Source organism: Candidatus Nitrosocosmicus oleophilus (assembly GCF_000802205.1).
GTDB classification, from domain to species: domain Archaea; phylum Thermoproteota; class Nitrososphaeria; order Nitrososphaerales; family Nitrososphaeraceae; genus Nitrosocosmicus; species Nitrosocosmicus oleophilus.
This window is the reverse complement of sequence record NZ_CP012850.1, coordinates 119,614-138,576: the sequence shown is the minus strand read 5'-3', so window position 1 is coordinate 138,576 and position 18,963 is coordinate 119,614. Positions and strand designations below refer to the sequence as shown.

Genomic DNA, 18,963 nt, shown 5'->3' with positions numbered 1-18,963 from the left:
TCATTATGAAAAGTAATGGACATTACTCCCTATTTAAGAAAATTGCTTATCCAACACTTGGTATCGTCGGCTTGATGATAGCACTTTATCTAGCCTCGCCATTGTTCATATCAACAGAAATAAATGAGCAGTTTCCTTCCAATTCGGCTTCTTCAATTTCATTTGAGAAATATAACAAGATGAGTGAGGATGAGAGGGTCAGAGTCGCAGAGAACATGAGCAATTCTCAGAAAAACCAGCTGATGATTCAATATGCAAATTCAAATAATGACAACAGCCGCAAGATTGATGAAGTTATGAATAAAACTTTTATTTCATTTGAATCAAATCAACCACTAATTTCAGGTGCATTTGTCGGTGTTAATGATGGAATTCACAATGCAGAAGGTACAGCAAAAATTATTCCCCTCCAGGACAATACAAATGTACTGAGATTAGAAAATCTAAAAGTAACAAATGGACCTGATTTGTATGTTTATTTATCAACAGATAAAAGTGCAGTAGATTTTGTGAATCTTGGGAGACTAAAAGCTAATAATGGAAATCAAAATTACGATATACCTCCTGGTACTGATTTATCAAAGTACGATACCGCTCTAATATGGTGTAAGGCATTTTTCAGTTCTATTTGGTAGTGCTGAACTAAAAGTTTAATGACAAAGAAATTGGAAGAAATCAGTCGATCCACCTTACTGTGATTAATAGTAATAATCTGTGAAAAATTTTACTCATATCATCTTCATTCTTGTTTAAATTAAAGGTAAGATCGTACATCGATACTTCATGATATAACAGGAAATCATTCTGTGAAATACAAATAGTCGGAGTAATTCAAAAATCTGGAACGAATTTGGAACAGATATGGAATAATGCTTATAATCAAAGTAATACAAACCTACTTTTGATAATAAAGATGTCATCAACAAAAATACTAGCAAAAAGTTTCGACTCTCCTGATGAAGTAAGAACCTTTGCAAAGGGAAAGGTTGAAATTGTAAACCTGGGCAATGTCATAATTGGTCGAGCAACTCTCGAGCCCGGTTGGAGTTGGGGGGAATGTGTCAAACCACTAGTTAAAACAAACAGTTGTCAGGCTCCACATACTTCAGTAATAATCTCAGGAAGAATGAAAGTAAGGATGGATGATGGAACGGAAATTGAAGGGGGACCAGGAGATTCTGCCATAATCCCGCCAGGGCACGATGCTTGGGTGATTGGGGATGAACCATGTGTTTCTATTGACTTTACTGGTATGGGGGACTACGCAAAGAAACCAGAATAAGAGATATAAACCTCCACTGGTTATATAGCCAGAAATCTTTTTGGTTTTCAAAGACGATTTTTTTCTGAGTGTTTTTATATCATGATAATTCTTTCATTTTATTTGCAAGCAAATCTAAATACTTCCTAAACTAGGAATCAGCTTGCTTCAAAAATTTGTAGTTTTTTCTCTCATACATATGTAAATTAATCTATTCAGCTTGAAAAAAATACAAGTATAAGAATTAAGTTAGATTAAGGAAATTCATAAGTTTTAAACTAAGTTTATACTCCTACAAGAATTTTTATTTCCTACTACGATTTCGGGAATTTAAATTAAAACGATTTATCCGTCTAAATTCATACTAAATTAGAGTGAATGAACATAATGCAGAAAATAAAAACTATGATAAAATAAGGCATCTAGTAGAAGTTGATGATGACATTTTAGCTGTTTTTATTTTGGTATCCTCCCAAATGAAAGAACTGTATGTTGCAAAGAACTCCAACATCGATAAAAACTATGTTGATTCTATAATAGTCCCAGCTTTAGGTCTGAACATGAACCATATCCGAAATGATAAAAAATATCAAACAGATAAAGTAATGCATACAACAATGGTAAATAATAGTACTCTTGGAAGATTAAAATGGGTAGTTTTAGAATATGAAAACTTGCGAATACTAAAAATCTATGAATTTGAGAAAACTGTATTCGTTCTAATAAACAGTAATACTCAACTAGAACACACAGTTGATAATATATTAGGTTACTACTACGAATTAGATGACGTACCAAAAAGTTTGTTCTAAGATTGTTAAGCATAGTGTATGTAGAATTTGCTCGTTGGGTACAATCAAAAAAAAAAAACAATCTACTCTACTGTTATACTATTATAATGAAAATATTGAAGGAAACTTGTAGTCTATGGCTTCCGAATCTGTCTTTATTCATATTATCATTTCACTTTCTATTCTTCTATTTTCTGCCAAAATATTAGCAGAAATATTCCAACGGATAAAACAACCGGTGGTATTAGGTGAATTATTGGCAGGCATAATCGTCGGTCCTTATGCTTTGGGTGGACTCCCACTATTTGGTGGTGAACCTTTGGTGGTTCTTGATGAAACAGTCAAATATATCGGAGAATTAGCCGCCATCATAATCTTATTTATTGCTGGACTTGAGATTACACCAAGAGAATTTCTGAGAGGTGGAATAGCATCATTTACAGTTGGCGCAATCGGCGTAATCGTGCCATTCTCTGTTGGGTTCGCAGTTCTTTCAATATATGGACTCGGTTCATTTGAAACACTACTCATAGCCACAGCATTAACAGCTACAAGTATAGCAATTTCTATTCAGGTATTAACTGAATTAGGAAAGATGCAATCAAAAGAGGCACGACTTATACTTGGAGCAGCAATAGTCGATGATATACTTGCGATAGCCGTACTATCGGTTGTTGTTACTATGGTGCAATCAGGTGACACCGCACCTCAAATAATGGATATATTATTTATTATTCTCAAAATCCTTGGATTATTCGCAGTGTTACTCATTGGTGCTATCTTTCTTGTTCCAAGAATATTACATAGAGAAAAATTGTGGAAGTCAAAAGGTAGTATAGAGGGAATTACCACAGCTATTTTCTTTGGTATTGCAGGTGTTGCAGCCTATGTAGGTCTATCTCCAATTGTAGGTGCATTTGCTGCAGGAATGGCCGTGGCCAGCACCAAGTTAGTCAAACAAGTTGAAGAATATGCTCAAAAGTTGCAATTTATTTTTGCACCATTATTTTTTGCAATAATAGGTGCTCAGGTTGACCTGAGAGGTATTAATATGGATGTTTTGGTAATTTCTGGAATAATCATAGCAATAGCAATTTCCACAAAGTTAGTCGGGTGTGGGTTACCATCTCTAATATTTCTTAAGGACAAAACGAGCTCGATGAGAGTGGGGATAGGGATGATATCTCGTGGCGAAGTTGGATTGATTGTGGCCGGTGTAGGGGTGACATCGGGAGTACTCTCTACAGATATCTATACCTCAATAATTATTATGGTGGCTACTACTACTATAATTACTCCTATCTGGTTGAAAAAATCATTTAAGAATACTTTGGCAGAAAATTAGAGAGAGCAGTTGATTATAACACTGGGATTAGATGTTTTCATATAAGATTAACCTAGAAAGTATAAGTACAAACCATGGCCTATGGACTTAGATATTTTAACCAAGTTCGAGTTCATTTGATTTCGATACTGAGCTGCACCCCACTTAAGTTTGTATTCTTACGCATTCGCTGCTCGACAATGGCCACCAATGGAATAATCTATTTTTCGAGCATTCCTATCCCTTTTTATAGATTTTTTTATAAAGATTTAGCATATATTTGACCCTTTTTTTAATAAATCTTGATATTATGGTCAGATTATCATTTTGAAAAGGTTAAATCCATTGAATCCATGGTCACTATTTTCAGGGCTAACATTTTGATTGGTAAGAAGTCGAGAACTATTAAAAAAATGAAAAGCTTAAACGGATATTAGTTAGTGAATTCTTCATCCCTACCACAATTTCCTGTGATACTCATCAAGATTGGGAATATGATTTCAAAGTTAATGAGCCAATCTAGAGTTTATTCACATCGAATTATAAGACTCCAGTCATCAATATTTTAGATTAAAATATTCCTTAATAAATTCCTCAAGTTCTTTATCTGATAGATTTCATAAGAGATAGTGGAGAGTTTTTCAGTTAAATTCATTTTACATTATCATTGCGATATTATGAGTTTGGGTTCTGTATCATACTGAGATAAAAATGACCGTTTGATTTTGACCACATAATTAAAAATCTTTAGCGCATGATAAACCTAATTAAAAAAGATTTGGCATGAGTACGACGAGTGAGTATCAACTACTTTTATTAGGAACTACTACTTGGAACTTAATCCTCTCCCATGAGGAATCAACTGTAGATTTTTGAAACCATTCGCTTACTTTAAATTTGTATAAAAAAAGAATGAAATCTATAAGTCCTTTTATTTATTGAGAAAGAAGATGTTTCTTAACAAGGGTACCAAATTCTTGATCGGGCATTGCTTTTCTTGCTTCAATCATTTGGATTGCATCATTACCTACCAAATATCTTAGCTCGGGATCATCGATTGTAACCGCATTTAATATCACTTTCGCTACTTCTTCTGCAGGAGTACCTTGATTGATAAAACGAGTTGTAGATTTTAGTAATGTCTCAATCGATGATGCGTATGGTGAGCTAGGCTCTGTAGCCTTTTTTCCCACTATGGCATTACTTGCAAAATTACTCTTGATAGTACCGGGTTCTATGAGTACAATTTTTATTCCTAGTGGGTCCGTTTCAAGGCGCAAAGATTCTGATACACCTTCGAGAGCAAATTTAGTACTACTATATGCTGGAAAGAGCGGAAAGCCAACCCTGCCTGCCATAGAACTTACGTTTACAATTGTTCCTGCATGTTGTTCTCTCATAATAGGTAGTACTGCCTTTATTACCCGTATGGTACCAAACAGGTTAGTCTCAAACTGCTCCTTGATTTCATCCATCGAGAGATCCTCTAAGGCACCAATGAGTGAATACCCTGCATTGTTAACAACTACATCAATTCTATTAGCTTCATCCTTAATTTTATTGATGGCGGCATTTACCGATTTGTCACTGTTTACATCCAATTCAACCACTTGTATTGGCAGTTCACCTTTGTCAGAAACACCTATTATTGCTTTGGCCCTTTCGGGGTTCCTTACTGAGGCAAATGTATGAAATCCATTTCTTGCTAATAATAGCGATGTTTCAAATCCAATTCCGCTGGAGCTTCCAGTGACTAGAGCTACTTTTTCATGTTCTTTAGTCATCTTTTTCGTTGACATGGCAAATATTATGCTGTTCCTATTCTTATCCTTGGTGGTAGTATTGATCCCAATATAGGAAGTTAATCTTTTATTCATGTCTGATATTAGTATTATAAGGTATTGACAACAACTACATTGGACGAATTAGATGGAAAGATACTCCAGTCATTATCAAAAAACTGTAGGATGTCTTACAATGGATTGGGCAATGAGGTAGGCTTGACGTCAAAAAGTGTAAAGGCTAGAGTTAAGAAAATGCAAGCTTGCGGAGTAATAGATAGTTTTATTGTCAAGGTGAATCCACTGGTGCTCGGTTATAGCAAGTTTTGCCTATTAGTGATAAGGATGAATAGTAAAGCTGCCGACCAAGACCACACCAAACGCATTCTTAGCTTGTTAGGAGATATACTTTATACGGGACATGTTCTTGGTGGTATTTCCACCTTCAAATTCGCCATCAAAAAAGAGGCCGAAGAGAAAATTAAATTACTCGTCGATATGATTGGTCCAGATATTTTGCTACAAAACCAAACCTCTGTATTTCCGGATGTTAAAGAGCATCCTACTTTTATTGACTTTAGAATAATTAAATGTCTCTTGGACAATCCTAGGATGGAGATCTCAGATATTTCCGAAAAAATTTCCATGTCATCAAAAACAGTCGCTAGAAGGCTCGATAAGATGATCGAAAACCATGTACTTGATTTCACTTTACAATTTAACTTTACTGCTATACGAGGATATATCGTGTCTGTTGTCTCAACATATATCGAAAAAGGTTCCTATGCAAAGGTACTTGAAAGAAGTTATGAAGATCTTAAGGATTCTTTTTGTATCTACTCTCCTATGCTCAGTCAGCAAGATGTTGTTTATTGGCTCTATTTTAGCAAAGATGTATTTGCTTTAGACGCAAATGTCAAAAGAATAGAATCTTATCCTGGTGTTAGAAAGACAGATGTCTTTATTCCCATTAGTATAGAATACCACAAAGAGGTAATAATAAAAGAAATTGAGAGAAAACTTTCTGATAAAAGTCCTTGGGCTAAAGAAATTTCTAATGTAATTACCTAGATGGAAAACCTTGGGTATATAATAAAAAGAGATTAAAAAACTCGATTTAATATCCTTCAATAAGATCAGCATTTGTGATAGTGTCAATTTACCTGTCCATAATGCTACTTAACTACTTTATTCTCATTTGACTTGCAGTTTGTTAGTTAATGCATCCCAAACTATCCTCTGTATATATTAAATGAGCATTAGGCCACATTCTTGCTTGCTTAAATTAAAGTATTAATAAAATGTGAATAGAATGGAAAATATGAAATGTGTTTATTCTATGAATTTGAATTTGACTCAGAACTGGTTATCTCATAAGGTGTTTCAAAATGACATGACCGCTAGAATAAAGTATTTTTTCATCTTATGTATGGCATCTATAGTTCTAGTACCACTAGTTATTCCAGATAACGCCTTTGCTTTTCAAGTTATTTCGGGAAATCAGATTTCAATCCAAGAACCTGTACAAGATGAAGTGATAATCTTTGGAGAAACAGTATATGTCGACGCCCCTGTCAGAGGAGCGATAATATTTGCCAATACTATTGATGTCAATGCACCAATAGAGGGTGACCTTCTTTTAGCCGGAAGACAAGTAACGGTAAATGCAGATGTTTCAGGAAAAATCGTGGCTGCTGGTAATATAATAGATTTAGGGGGAGAATCAACAAATGTGATATTAGCAGCTAACAGCGTACATTTCGAACCTACCTCTGTGGTAAATAAAGACGCATATGTTGCAGGTGGATCTATTAACAACGAGGGCAACATATCAGGACAACTGGTAGCAATGACTGATGACTTCCAAAACAATGGCACTGTCGGAGACCTAGAGATAAGAAGCCAGGACTCAATGATGCCGGATATAGAGGGTTGGCTTAGTCTTTTTGGTATTTTGTTTGTTATAGGATTTGGTATCTTAGGTATTATACTTGTCAAGTTACTACCTAAACAGTTTGATTCAGTTCGATTGGTTATGAAAAAATCTATAATAAAAAACACGGTGGTGGGATTTCTCTTAATCATATTGTTCGTGGTTGTAATAGTACTATCGGCAATCACTGTGGTAGGGATGCCAGTATCGGTATTTGGTTTATTAGTTCTTCTTATTGGATTAATCCTCTCATCTTTGGTGATATCATTTGTTATCGGAAAAAAAATCCTCGAGTTATTGGGACGAAAGTCGTCAGGAGATCTCCACAATATTTCTTCTTTTTTGATTGGATTTGTCATACTTAATCTTTTGTACGCAGTTCCCATTCCCTACTTTGGTCAAATAGTCCAGGTGATCGTAACTAGTATGGGATTTGGAGCGATTTACTACGCAGTTCGCAAAAGTCGGTCTCCCGTTTCTGGTGAAAAGGTAAGCATATGAATGTTGTAATGCAGACATATAGAGTCGTTCTTATGTAGCATATTGATTCTTTTTTCCAATAATCTTGTACCAGATAACTTGCGAGATAAACTAGAATTGCAATAATAGCCAAGGATGTACTTTTCCATCTAGTCTAACCCTTCCCACTCTGTTTGAATTGAAGTCCATATTTGTATTAGAACCCAACCACCACAGAGAACATAATCCTAATAGATTAGAACTATTGTCAATAAGTTATCAACTAGACATTGTTCGTAATCATCATTTAGTGATATCAGTAAAGTCACATCAATTGACTCCTAAACTCTAGTTTGTCTGGTAATCGATATCCTAGTTGGAAGCTAAAAATGTTTATAATTAATGTCAATGGGGGTTAGACAAACAATGAAAATTGGAGTTAATTTTGACGGATTCAAGATCTCTGATTATCAAAATCGTTCAAAACTCATACCCCCACAACGATATATACAAGATTCCTTCAAAATTTTCCAGGAGCATGGTATAGATATTGTAAGAATTCCTGTTTATTGGGAGTCTTATGAAAAAGATCCAGAAGGTTTTATTCAAGAACTAAATCTTATTTCAGATGAGGCTGATAATAGCAATGTATCGTGTTTATATGATAACCACCAATGGGAATGCTCTTCGTTTCTTGGATATGGAATAGGTTTTCCAAATTCTATTGTATCTCAGCTATATCAAAACAACTCGTCTAAACCTAATTCCTTTAAACCCCCGTCTAGAGAAGATGTAGAAAAATTTTGGAATAATTGGTGGGATAAAACGATAAAGTCTTTGGATGGAAGGGATGGATGGAATTTACAGATAGAATACTTTCAGCAAGTAATTGAGACGGTAAATAACAAAACATCAACTATCGCATTTGAACTTTTAAATGAACCTCAGGTATTTAGGCACGGTGATTTTAAAAAGGTTTCAAGGTATTATGACCATTTGTTAAATAAGGTTGCCGAAATAACAGACAAGATCCTGCTATTTTGTTATACTTATGCTGGCCGTCTCAGTGCATTTAATTTTCCTTGGACACAGGCTAGAATTAAGCCCTCCCTTGCTGTGGGAAATAAAATCATGTTTGATATTCATCCATATCCTCCATACTACATAGTAATGTTGTATTTTAGATTAATAGTAAAACTAATGAAAATTGATACCTTCATAGCTGGTGAGTATAACTCAGGTACTGGAGATGGAATCGAAATAAGCTCAAGCCAGCATAGCAAATATTTGAAAACATTCAAGAAGTTTTTACCGCATGGCGTAATGTTTTGGCAGTGGTCCTACATATTGGATAATGGACACCCAGCATTTAATTTGGCTAAAACAGTTGATAACAAAATATCGTTGAATAATAACTTTGATAGTTTTGTCAAGGCTATAAAAGAAGTCTCAAATTAGCCTTACACTTGGAATTAATTACAATGTTGTGCTAACATCTCGACAAAAGATCTTATCTGAAATTATCAAATCTTATTCCCGACTAATCCTAAAGCAAAAGATAAGTATATCTTTACGTTGTAGGATTTATTGAGTCTTACAGAAAAATGTGATATTTATGCAGCTCTTCATGATGCAGGAATTAATAGAGTGGTTAAACATCTTATGCAACAGCGCCCGTCTCTTTTTAATTTTGGTACTTCCTTTTTAGCATCAAATCCAAATCTATTGTGTGAAAAAATTATAGCTGTGCAAGAAGTAAACAGACAACAGAATCCTCTTTTAACAATACTAGAACCAATTCCTGTCATTGGTCTACCATTAAGCCAATCTAGTTCAAACAATTTGGCAATAAATTTTGCAATTCAACTTTCTAAAGCTGAAATAGATTTCCATGAAGGGAATGTATTTCCTTTACCTTCAGAACTTGTCCCATTGGCAAATCAACGTTTGGCTACTCATTTCAAAGTTTGTGCCGGCTTGGATTGTCTCGGGGACTTGCCTGTTCTTAGAAGGCCTCCAAATACCAGACCGTCTACTTCCAAACTAGAATGTTTTTGTCTAGATTTGTATGCTATAGGTGGATGCAAAATCTCTGGATTAGCAGAAAACCAAAAAATAGGGCTCAAAATTGATGGGATAGAGATAGTGGATTTAAAACCCCAAGGATTGGAAAATGCAATCGAATGTTATGCAAAATCTGTACTTAATCATGGAATTTTTCCCCATGTTGCTGAGATTATTTCCAAATTGACATTTGGGATAATTACTATTCCTCCATCCAATGGTAACTTCCAAGTATCAGGAAATTTGCAGCTTTCAGGAACTACGACCGTTCCTAGTAATCCTGCAATCGAAGATGATCAATTAAAAACATTTATCAATTTAGACAATTTGGACTTGGATATCGTATTCTCACCAAATGGTGGCGGTAGTGGCGGTAGTGGCGGTAGTGGCGGCAGTGGCGGCAGTGGCGGTAGTGGCGGCAGTGGAACAATAACAAGAACAGTGAGGCCGCGATCAAGAACAGGCACCTTTGATCTAACCGCTGCTATATCCGAAACTACATTTAAAAAAATATATGGTGCCCTTCTTGAAGGATTTAAATTTTCAGTATCAGACACGGGCGGCTCTGGTATATTCTCAGTAGGTTATACAGTTTCGGCTCATTTAGAGAATGGCACAATCGATCTGCGGAATAATGGTTCTATTCTAATAAGTGAATTAGACGTGAAATGGGACACATTGCAGCTTAACATAGGCATAGATATTCCAACACAAACTATTGGTGGCTTTTGCCTCGTTCCAAATCCATTTGGTGGATGTTTGATTCGTGCTCCGTCAATTGATCTTTTTGAAGCATCACCTGATATTTCTTTACCCTTGAACTTGGGTGGACTAATAACATCTGAAATTACTTTGAGTGTAATTCCAAAGGTGTTTTATGGAGTTGGCTCTGGAATTCCAAACAGATGGCAACTTACCTTAGTCCCTACGCTTCCAATCGACTTGGATATAATTGACGTAGCAGACACAATTGGAGATTTATTTCATAATCTGATTACAAATGCAATTGTCAGTCTTCTTAGTTCTTTGGGACTCCCTGATTGGGCTATATCTTTTATAGATACCGTGCTTGGTGGAATAGAAGGAATAATCCGAAACATTCTAGATATTGGAGACGATGTGGGTGAATTTATTTTAAGTTTGATTAGTAATGTTGGTCTATTCCAGGATTTGATTGATAAGCTGGCTCAATTCATAGCGCTTACGATTCTGGAACTCAAGGATCCCTTGGAAGTTCTTGAGGGAAATTCTGCCATACCTTTAATTCCAGTAAAGTTACCAATTGAATTTTTGGATGTTCGGATCGATGGTAATGGTAATGAGTTGATCCTTGAAGGGGATGTGGGTAATTAGATATGAACATTAAAATAAACCGATTTTTGTTTAGTCAAACCACTATCGATAGTGGGTCCCTCACACCACATTCTACCCTTGTTTGTAAATTTACAGATCCTGGAGAATATCAGGGTATAATAATGAAAGGTTCAGGTATAGTTAGCAGATTTAAATTAAATGTTCTTGATGAAAGACCATCTAGTAGGTTATCGTCTTTATCTACGATAAATTCTAAGGAGACCTCTCAACTCACTGATGTAAATAAGCAAGTAAGTGATACTTCTAATCAGATAAACATCGATTTAAGCAATATTATGAGCACTTATACACTAAGAAAAGGGGACTATGCGGTTTTTTATGTCTCTACAGGCGCCGGTGGTTATTCGATAGAGATTTATCGCTTCGAAAAGGGATCACAAATAAAAACATTTGATAGCAAAGAACTAAAGGATGGAGTGATTTTCTCTGCGATGGTAATTAGACCCGGTACTTATTTGATAACAAATACCCTAAATGGTGCTAAGGCAGAATTAGTTATAAACTATCCAGAACTTGGGAAGATGAAGAAAATCCTTATACCAATTAATATAGAAAGCAATACCAAAGAAATTGTCCCAAACAAAATAAACATCGATCCATCGCAAGGATTGATTTTTAGAATTAATACTCTATCAAGAATAAGAATTGAATTGACAAAACCTGAGGACCGACCACTAAAATTACATAGAGAGCAGTTTATTATAAGAACCAAAGGAGATGAAAAATTCCTCAAACGATTTAGGATGATACCTCGTAAATAAGAACATTGACCACCTTAATTTTGTTATTGTCTATAATCAATCCACCAAATCCTTTATGGTTATTTCCTTATCGATTCGCAAGATAAGATAGTTCTTATGAATAGTATGATGAAGAAACCTTTAGGTTGGTATGATGACTAAAAACTGAATTATGTTGTATTGTGGAATGGGATATTATAGTATCTAATTCATAGAACTCCGCTGTCTAAGGACACTTAATCTCACGACATGAAAACAATAACAGTCTTGTTATTATGTTTTAAGATGTTTCTAAAAAAATTGGGGTTGTGATCTTGGTATCGGTGCTTAAACCACAGTATATATCGTCTTTCTTCTTAGTATAAGCCCAAATCCAAGGGATACTGCCGACAGTAATACAGTGGTTGAAAAAACCAGATCATATGAGTGAGCTGATGGATATGATACTAAGGTTCCAATATTCTCATGATCAGCCATGTATACTCCAGCCAGAGCAGGACCTATTGCCATTCCTATGAATAACAATAGTGCACCAATTCCTACAGATATCCCAGTAAATTCTTTTGGAGAGGAGGACACTATTATATTCCAAGTTGTAGTCATTGTAAGTGATAGACCTATGGCGATTATGGCCAAGTCTACAGAAACTATGAACTCGGTAGCATGGAACATTAGTAATCCAAATGTTCCAAGTAGGCTAATGATTCCACCAATTATTATTGGCTTTATACTGCCAATCTTATTTATAAAAAATGGAGTGATACTTGCAAACACCAAGAAACTGATCATGAAGGGTAGTTGAACGTTTGCAGCGTCTATCGAATCACCTCCGAAACCTAATGGAGCTGGACTCCTCACTAACTGGACTATTGTGGGATAAATCATGAACATTGAGATTCCTGTAGCTATTAGTAAGATAAATGAAGGTAGAAGGATTTTATCTCGTAACAGTCTCAAGTTAACAAATGGAGGTTTTGCCCTTCTTTCTATGATAACAAAGATGGATAATGCAATTGCAGATATTATGAATGCTCCAGCAATTTGTAATACATTTTCATTGTTTACACCGATTTGAATAACTGTAAGTGCAATGAGAAATGAAGATATTGTAACCGAAAGAGCTACTATACCTTTAATATCCATAGATAATGACTTTTTCTTCTTCTCTGATATCTCCATTTGTATCTTTGAACCGTTAGATCGCTTTGGTGCTTCATATTCCTTTACAAATTTGGCAATCAATAATGTTACCAATACGGAAAAAGGTATTATGGCCAGAAAAGTAGCATGCCAACCTAAGGCTTGGATAATGCTAGCTCCAACTAATAGTCCAACTACTGAACCAGCTGAGTATGCAGAACCAAAGACTCCTACAGCAATAGATAATTTCGCAGGCGGAAATGTATCTCGAAGAAGACTAAATGCTGCTGGGACAGCTGCTAGCCCAAACCCTTGAATAATGCGACTAATAAGTAGAAATGTTATGTTATCTGCAAATCCGCCAGCAGCGAGTCCTATTACATATATTACAAGTAATGATAGTAACACTTTCCTTTTCCCATAAAGATCTGATAGTCTGCCAGCAACTGGGGTCATTACTGCAGCTACAATTAAGTATGCACTGAATATCCATGCAGCAGTTCCAAAAGATATATTCAAATCGTCTATTATTTCTGGTATTGCTGGAAGAAGCATGGTTTCTGAGAAAAAAACTGTTAATAGGGTACTACTAAGAATTGCTAAAGTTAACCACGCATGGCGACTAACAACCGTCGTTGGGTTAATCATATTATTTTTTTCACTCTTATCTTTGATCATATCAACTTACCTTATCTCATTAACTATAATAAAGTAAGTATTTAAAATAGTAGGTGACGATTTGGTAAGTAGATAGAAATTGTGAGATTATATAGTTATTAGGAAGGGATATAAAAAGTTGACCTATAGATTCTATACGAAGTAATGATTACAGAGGGATAATTGTTTTGACTCAGTCATACGAAATGAATAAATATTATCATCCCAAGTTATTCTTTTTAACTTCCGAATAATTTATTAAAATATACCAAATCGAGATACCAAAATAAAATATATAGGTATTCATTTTAATTGTTGCTTCTTATTGATGGGCTATACGGGGGCCTAAGAAAGTAAATAAAACATGTAATATATAATATCTTTTAGGAAAATAGTTAGTAATCTAATTATTAATTCTGCCAATAATTTCTGTTTTTCTCTTTCTATAAGCTTTTCAAATTAGAATCTAGATATAACGATTCCAAATCAAATACAAAAGGTTTGTTAATTTACAAATACTTTCTTATAGATTTGGCGGTTATCTTTTCAATTTTAATAGGATCGGGGTTGTCAAATATTTGATCGCAACAGTATTTGAGCGAAAACAACGCCATCTGTTCCATTATTGGTTGTAGTTCTTTACCTTTTTGAGTAAGATAGTATTCTATTCTAATTGGAGTTTCGTTGTATACATGACGTTTAATAAGACCATCTTTTTCCATTTCTTTTAGCCTTATTGACAAGGTTTTTGGGTTGATCTCCTCTATAGAATTCAAAAATTCGTTAAATCGTTTTTGTTTATCATAAAGCATATTGCGTAATATTAAGAGAGAAAATTTTTTACCAATTATATTAAAGGTATTAAATACAGGACAACATTTGCATTCCATATCCTCTATTAGCTTTTTATGATTTGCATTTTCTTTCTTTTCTTGATATTGCTCTGAGGTTTTGAGTTCTACCAACTTAACAATCCTCTATCTACTTACAAGTTAATCACTTACCAGTTTATATACTTACCTTATTATAGTTAATAACACTAAGTGATTTAGGAAATGATAGAGACTCTATGTGACTCGATGTGACTCAAGGTGACTCAAATTGTGCAACGTCCATTAGAATTGGAGAAGCGATAAGACGCCAAACGATACACAATGATAGCTACAGCTGTTCTATCTATAAAAGGGATCTAATCAAAACAACAAAGGAACTATTGGAAAACTCATATTTTACAGCACCAAAGAAAATCCATTTGGATAAAATTAAGAAAATAATTGAAAGAGAATGGGGAAGTACCATTAATAGAACAGCTGAATTAGCTGTTAAACCTATTGAAAAACAATGGCAAGCCTCTATATCATAGTCAATTGCAAACAAAGAATTCTACGAAGAACTAGGAAAGATATAACCTCTAATAAAAAACAATAACAGTATGGAATTTCATTTTAGTTCCATCATTTTTACGTTAATTAATGGAAATCTGCGTTAATGTTTTCTTTATTTAGAGATATATTTCATCTTGTTGTTTATAGAATACAAAAGATAAGCTACAAAGGATCTGCTAATGTAACAAGAATCAAATCGACTATCGACACTTTGAACTCTATCAAACACGTGGAAGCTACTTAACAAGAACGCCACATTCCTAGTCTGACGTTCCTTTACTTCAGTCATTTGGATTGCATCATTACCTATCAGATATCTTAATTCGGGATTCTTGTACGTAACCGTATTTAATATCACTTTCTATACCTCTTTTACCTGCTACCTTGATTGATAAAACGAATCGCATATTTTGAAATTTCTCTATCAATTATGTGTATTCTGAGTCAGGCTCTACAGACCTTTATCTCCCTATGGCATTACTTACGAAAATACTACTGATAGTACAAGTCATGTATTCTTTACTGACAATCTAGAAAGGACCACAACTAGTAAAAAGAAATACTTATTTCCCTATCGGGCTTATTTCAATCATCCTAAAAAACGCAAAAACATTACCCTTGTATACATAAGCTTGAAATATTCATAGTATCTATTAGTGAAAATGCCTAAAGTAGTTGAAATGGATGAAAGCGTATCGATTTTCTCTCAAATGAATGAAGATGTTGGTCCAGTTATATTGATAAACAAATTCAATGTAAATCCTTCCGAGTCCGATGAATTTGTAAAGGCATGGGCCGAAGAAGCAGAGAAATTTAAGGTACAGGCCGGGTTCATCTCCACACAATTACATAGAGGAATTGGTGGAAGCGGAATATTCATTAACTATGCAATTTGGGAATCGGCAGCTCAGTTCAAGAATGCAGTTAACAAAGTTATGAATCCAAACGACAGAATGTCTGGATATCCTCCAGGTACTGTTGCGTCACCCCACTTATTCAAAAAGGTCGCAGTAGCGGGAGTTTGTGTTGAATAAGACTTATCCGAATCTAGCCTGCATATCTTTTTACTTACAGCGTCTATTGTAATGGCTTATGACAATATCGATTGAGTGAGAATTTAATATGTTTAAGGATTTTTGAATAGATTGTTTATATAGCTTTAAAAATGATGACAAAATGAAAATCGTAAAGAATATGCCTAGTTATCTAACAAACTTTTTTAACTGCTACAATGCAAACATCCCTTTTCTGTTTTCCTCGTCGACGTATGATTGGTACACCCATACTCTACTTTTGAGGAATTCCAAATTTCTATGCCATCTTTTTTATAGTGTTATCCATTATTTCCTTTCTTTGTTGCTGTTACTGTTGCTGTGCCTGAACTACTTTCCAGGAAGAAAAAAGAAATAGTAAACATTGTTGTCAACATCAATAAAGAGTATAGGTGTGTTCTTACTAATAGAATCCGCAACTATGAACAAAGATCTTCACATTTGTACGCATTGACCTTCAAGATATTTTGTAATTACCCAACTTGCAATAAATTAACCTTATATCCATTGATCCACAATGAGGATGGGTCTTTTACATGGGTTTAATTATTAAGAGATGTAACAAGACGATAAAACCAAGAGTTTAAAAAAAGGAATAACGAGGATAGCTTGACAGTTCTCAATTCTGATCTTTGCTATCATCTTAGTTTCAAATGGTCACCTACATTTTTCATCTTCATTTTCCAGATTTCTCATAAAATTTTGCTATTTTCCCCGATATCAGAAACCAAGAATTGTTAATTACGTGTCATACTTGAATTTGACTTCGGCATTCTGCCTGCCTGATACTATCTTTTCTATTTTCTAATATCTTTTGTATTCCTTCAAGCATAAAGCTAGTTGAATCTGAAGAAATTTTTTCTCTTTCGTCCGAACTTAAGAAAGTGTTATTCTGTATTCCCAAATGGTAAAGAACGTTTTCATTCAAGACTCTTTTGGGTGAAGATAAATCCGCTATAACCTTTAGCAAATTTGTTTTTGATATTTCTCCTTTAATGATTGTTTTACCGATATAGTCATTAGTATAATACATTTCCCCACCAATTTCTTGGTTGTCGGTTACTTTGACATTATACATTGAGACAAACTCCTGCGCCTGATCTCTTGTTCCTGTATACACTATAGGGATAACTGAATTTGGTTCTTCTATAGCATTGTATTCATGTACTAAGACTCGTAATTCTCTTTCAGCTTCAAGTTCTTTATAGTCTCTGTAAGCAGGTCCTAAAATTTCATAACAGATACCGTCAACATTGACATTCACATTCTTCTTTGGGTAATAGGTGAACGCTAGTGAAAAGCTTAAAGCTCCTGCGATTATAAAAATGATAATTAGTGGTATTGCTAACTTTAACATACTCTATCTGCCTTTTATTTTGGATATTAGCTATAATCCGTGTAGTATGTATAACGTCTTTCTACTTCTTTATTGTTTCCACTATTTATGCTATGTATTGCTTTTCTTAGTCCACCTTTTACGTAATCTCTGAGATATTCTGTTTGCGTGTTTGAAGGATACAAATTGGCCAAAACATATTCGAAATGTTTCATAAATTCTACCACCTTTTTTCTATACTCTTCTTTTGTAGGATTTTTGTTGTTTGTTACCTTAAACCACGTTGTAGCACATGGAGCTGCATATCCCCTTGCCATATCATCAATTACTCTGTCAATTTCAAACAAATCTAGTTGCATGATATATTATACGAAAGTCAAAGTATTATTCTTCATTGAAACAAAAAATGTCCTAATATTTCTGAAACGGAAATGATGTTATGGAGCCTTCCTGATAGACATAAAATTAGATTTTCTATTTTTTCCGAAATAGAAATAAGCATCAATTTATCTTAGTTTGTCATAAAGATGATCGATGAAATTGACAAAGTAATCCTTTCAGATCTGAGTAAAAATGCTCGTATACCTGTGGCTGAAATTGCACACCATCTTCGTCAAATGGAACATAAAATAACGGAGAGAGCCATACGATATCGGTTAAAAAGGTTAGAGCAATCTAATACTATTTTGGGATATTCACCCATCTTCAATCCATCCCTTATCTCGGATAAAATAAGCAGAACCATTCTTTTAAAATTCAAAATTACCCGAAATACTTCTGACCTCATGGAAAAATTAAGCAAATACATTGACAATTCAGATTTCTGTTTGTTTTCTGCTAGAATGAGTGGGGACTTTGATTTCATCTGCCATTTTGTTTTTGATTCTATAGAACAATATGAATTGGAAAGTGACAATTTTATTAGCCGCTTTACAGAGTTAGTTTCAGAATACCGAACTTATGATTCTAAAATACTAAAAGCAACTCCTTATTCTATATTAGACGAACAAGAATCCAACGAAAAGAAATTTAGAATTTACAAAATAATAAATTCATTAAGGAAATCAGAAAATCTGAACACAAAGCTCCAACTCACAGTAGACAGCTTGGTCAAATATTTTGATGCCACATTTGCAAGAATGTGGTTGCTAGATAAAGATAGCACAAATCTTATCTTAAAATTCAGCTCTGGAAAATATAGAAACAACAACGGCGAGTTTTCCAAAGTATCGATAAGATTAACCAGTAAAATTGGCACCATTGTTAAAAGAAATAAACCCGTCATAACAAATGATGTAGTAAACGATCCAAGAATTAAGTATCCTATATGGGCGGAAAAAGAAAAGCTGAGATCATTTGCAGGTTATCCAATAACTCATGCGGGAAAACCTATAGGAGTACTGGCAATGTTTAGTAGAAAAACTCTATCACCTATCGAATTCGAATTACTTGGAATTTTCGCTGATCACATATCAAAAGAATTATCTGCTTTCTACGAAGCCAAGGAATTGTTAAACATGACATGATTTTGTATAACTGCTACAATTTGTTTTTCCTTCTATTGTGATACCAGTACAACAAGGAAGTTGATCTCTGCGGGTAAGTAAGAACTAAACCTGTTACAGAAACAACAATCATTTTAGAAGGTATATTCACCGAATTAAGC

Annotated in this window: 18 protein-coding genes; 12 read left to right on the top strand and 6 right to left on the bottom strand. The window is 34.4% G+C overall.

Features of this window, described 5'->3' with window-relative positions:
• Positions 1 to 5: 5 nt before the first annotated feature.
• From NMY3_RS00710 to NMY3_RS00695, 4 genes are all read left to right on the top strand, one after another.
• A complete protein-coding gene (locus tag NMY3_RS00710; RefSeq protein ID WP_196817047.1) occupies positions 6 to 635 on the top strand; it encodes a DM13 domain-containing protein in 630 nt (209 codons plus the stop codon).
• A gap of 278 nt (positions 636 to 913) precedes the next feature.
• Positions 914 to 1,282: a cupin domain-containing protein gene (locus NMY3_RS00705; protein WP_196818437.1), complete on the top strand. Its 369-nt coding sequence runs from the start codon at positions 914 to 916 to the stop codon at positions 1,280 to 1,282.
• Positions 1,283 to 1,635: 353 nt separating this feature from the next.
• Positions 1,636 to 2,073 carry a hypothetical protein gene (locus tag NMY3_RS00700; RefSeq protein WP_196817046.1) on the top strand — a complete coding sequence of 146 codons (438 nt, stop codon included), beginning with the start codon at positions 1,636 to 1,638 and terminating at the stop codon, positions 2,071 to 2,073.
• Between the two features lie 115 nt (positions 2,074 to 2,188).
• The gene (locus NMY3_RS00695) at positions 2,189 to 3,397 is read left to right on the top strand and encodes a cation:proton antiporter (RefSeq protein ID WP_196817045.1); all 1,209 of its coding nucleotides are present in this window, start codon (positions 2,189 to 2,191) and stop codon (positions 3,395 to 3,397) included.
• A gap of 914 nt (positions 3,398 to 4,311) precedes the next feature.
• Here the strand turns inward: NMY3_RS00695 and NMY3_RS00690 are convergent.
• Positions 4,312 to 5,253 (bottom strand): SDR family oxidoreductase, encoded by a 942-nt coding sequence (locus NMY3_RS00690; RefSeq protein WP_196817044.1) that lies wholly within the window; start codon positions 5,251 to 5,253, stop codon positions 4,312 to 4,314.
• A gap of 24 nt (positions 5,254 to 5,277) precedes the next feature.
• On the opposite strand from NMY3_RS00690, the gene NMY3_RS00685 reads away from it, so the two are divergent.
• From NMY3_RS00685 to NMY3_RS00665, 5 genes are all read left to right on the top strand, one after another.
• A complete protein-coding gene (locus NMY3_RS00685) occupies positions 5,278 to 6,228 on the top strand; it encodes an Lrp/AsnC family transcriptional regulator (RefSeq protein ID WP_196817043.1) in 951 nt (316 codons plus the stop codon).
• Between the two features lie 322 nt (positions 6,229 to 6,550).
• Positions 6,551 to 7,591, top strand: coding sequence for a hypothetical protein (locus NMY3_RS00680; protein WP_196817042.1), 1,041 nt, complete (start codon positions 6,551 to 6,553; stop codon positions 7,589 to 7,591).
• Positions 7,592 to 7,975: 384 nt separating this feature from the next.
• The gene (locus NMY3_RS00675; RefSeq protein ID WP_196817041.1) at positions 7,976 to 9,007 is read left to right on the top strand and encodes a cellulase family glycosylhydrolase; all 1,032 of its coding nucleotides are present in this window, start codon (positions 7,976 to 7,978) and stop codon (positions 9,005 to 9,007) included.
• Between the two features lie 129 nt (positions 9,008 to 9,136).
• Complete coding sequence (locus NMY3_RS00670) at positions 9,137 to 10,966, top strand: hypothetical protein (protein WP_196817040.1); 1,830 nt, start codon at positions 9,137 to 9,139, stop codon at positions 10,964 to 10,966.
• 2 nt (positions 10,967 to 10,968) lie between these two features.
• The gene (locus NMY3_RS00665; RefSeq protein WP_196817039.1) at positions 10,969 to 11,748 is read left to right on the top strand and encodes a hypothetical protein; all 780 of its coding nucleotides are present in this window, start codon (positions 10,969 to 10,971) and stop codon (positions 11,746 to 11,748) included.
• A 306-nt stretch (positions 11,749 to 12,054) separates the two neighbouring features.
• Here NMY3_RS00665 and NMY3_RS00660 read toward each other — a convergent pair whose 3' ends face one another.
• The gene (locus NMY3_RS00660) at positions 12,055 to 13,545 is read right to left on the bottom strand and encodes an MFS transporter (RefSeq protein WP_196817038.1); all 1,491 of its coding nucleotides are present in this window, start codon (positions 13,543 to 13,545) and stop codon (positions 12,055 to 12,057) included.
• 488 nt (positions 13,546 to 14,033) lie between these two features.
• Positions 14,034 to 14,489 (bottom strand): winged helix-turn-helix transcriptional regulator, encoded by a 456-nt coding sequence (locus NMY3_RS00655; protein ID WP_231100159.1) that lies wholly within the window; start codon positions 14,487 to 14,489, stop codon positions 14,034 to 14,036.
• A 116-nt stretch (positions 14,490 to 14,605) separates the two neighbouring features.
• Here NMY3_RS00655 and NMY3_RS00650 point away from each other — a divergent pair, with 116 nt between their 5' ends.
• On the top strand, positions 14,606 to 14,887 hold the full coding sequence (locus NMY3_RS00650) for a hypothetical protein (RefSeq protein ID WP_196817037.1): 282 nt from the start codon (positions 14,606 to 14,608) through the stop codon (positions 14,885 to 14,887).
• Positions 14,888 to 15,021: 134 nt separating this feature from the next.
• On the opposite strand, the gene NMY3_RS00645 is transcribed toward NMY3_RS00650, so the two are convergent.
• Positions 15,022 to 15,267, bottom strand: coding sequence for a hypothetical protein (locus NMY3_RS00645; RefSeq protein ID WP_196817036.1), 246 nt, complete (start codon positions 15,265 to 15,267; stop codon positions 15,022 to 15,024).
• Between the two features lie 304 nt (positions 15,268 to 15,571).
• On the opposite strand from NMY3_RS00645, the gene NMY3_RS00640 reads away from it, so the two are divergent.
• The gene (locus NMY3_RS00640; protein WP_196817035.1) at positions 15,572 to 15,943 is read left to right on the top strand and encodes an antibiotic biosynthesis monooxygenase family protein; all 372 of its coding nucleotides are present in this window, start codon (positions 15,572 to 15,574) and stop codon (positions 15,941 to 15,943) included.
• A gap of 766 nt (positions 15,944 to 16,709) precedes the next feature.
• On the opposite strand, the gene NMY3_RS00635 is transcribed toward NMY3_RS00640, so the two are convergent.
• Both NMY3_RS00635 and NMY3_RS00630 read right to left on the bottom strand, forming a co-directional pair.
• Positions 16,710 to 17,318: a hypothetical protein gene (locus NMY3_RS00635; RefSeq protein ID WP_196817034.1), complete on the bottom strand. Its 609-nt coding sequence runs from the start codon at positions 17,316 to 17,318 to the stop codon at positions 16,710 to 16,712.
• 26 nt (positions 17,319 to 17,344) lie between these two features.
• Positions 17,345 to 17,656 (bottom strand): hypothetical protein, encoded by a 312-nt coding sequence (locus NMY3_RS00630; protein ID WP_231100158.1) that lies wholly within the window; start codon positions 17,654 to 17,656, stop codon positions 17,345 to 17,347.
• A gap of 168 nt (positions 17,657 to 17,824) precedes the next feature.
• On the opposite strand from NMY3_RS00630, the gene NMY3_RS00625 reads away from it, so the two are divergent.
• On the top strand, positions 17,825 to 18,823 hold the full coding sequence (locus tag NMY3_RS00625) for a GAF domain-containing protein (protein WP_196817032.1): 999 nt from the start codon (positions 17,825 to 17,827) through the stop codon (positions 18,821 to 18,823).
• Positions 18,824 to 18,963 lie beyond the last annotated feature (140 nt).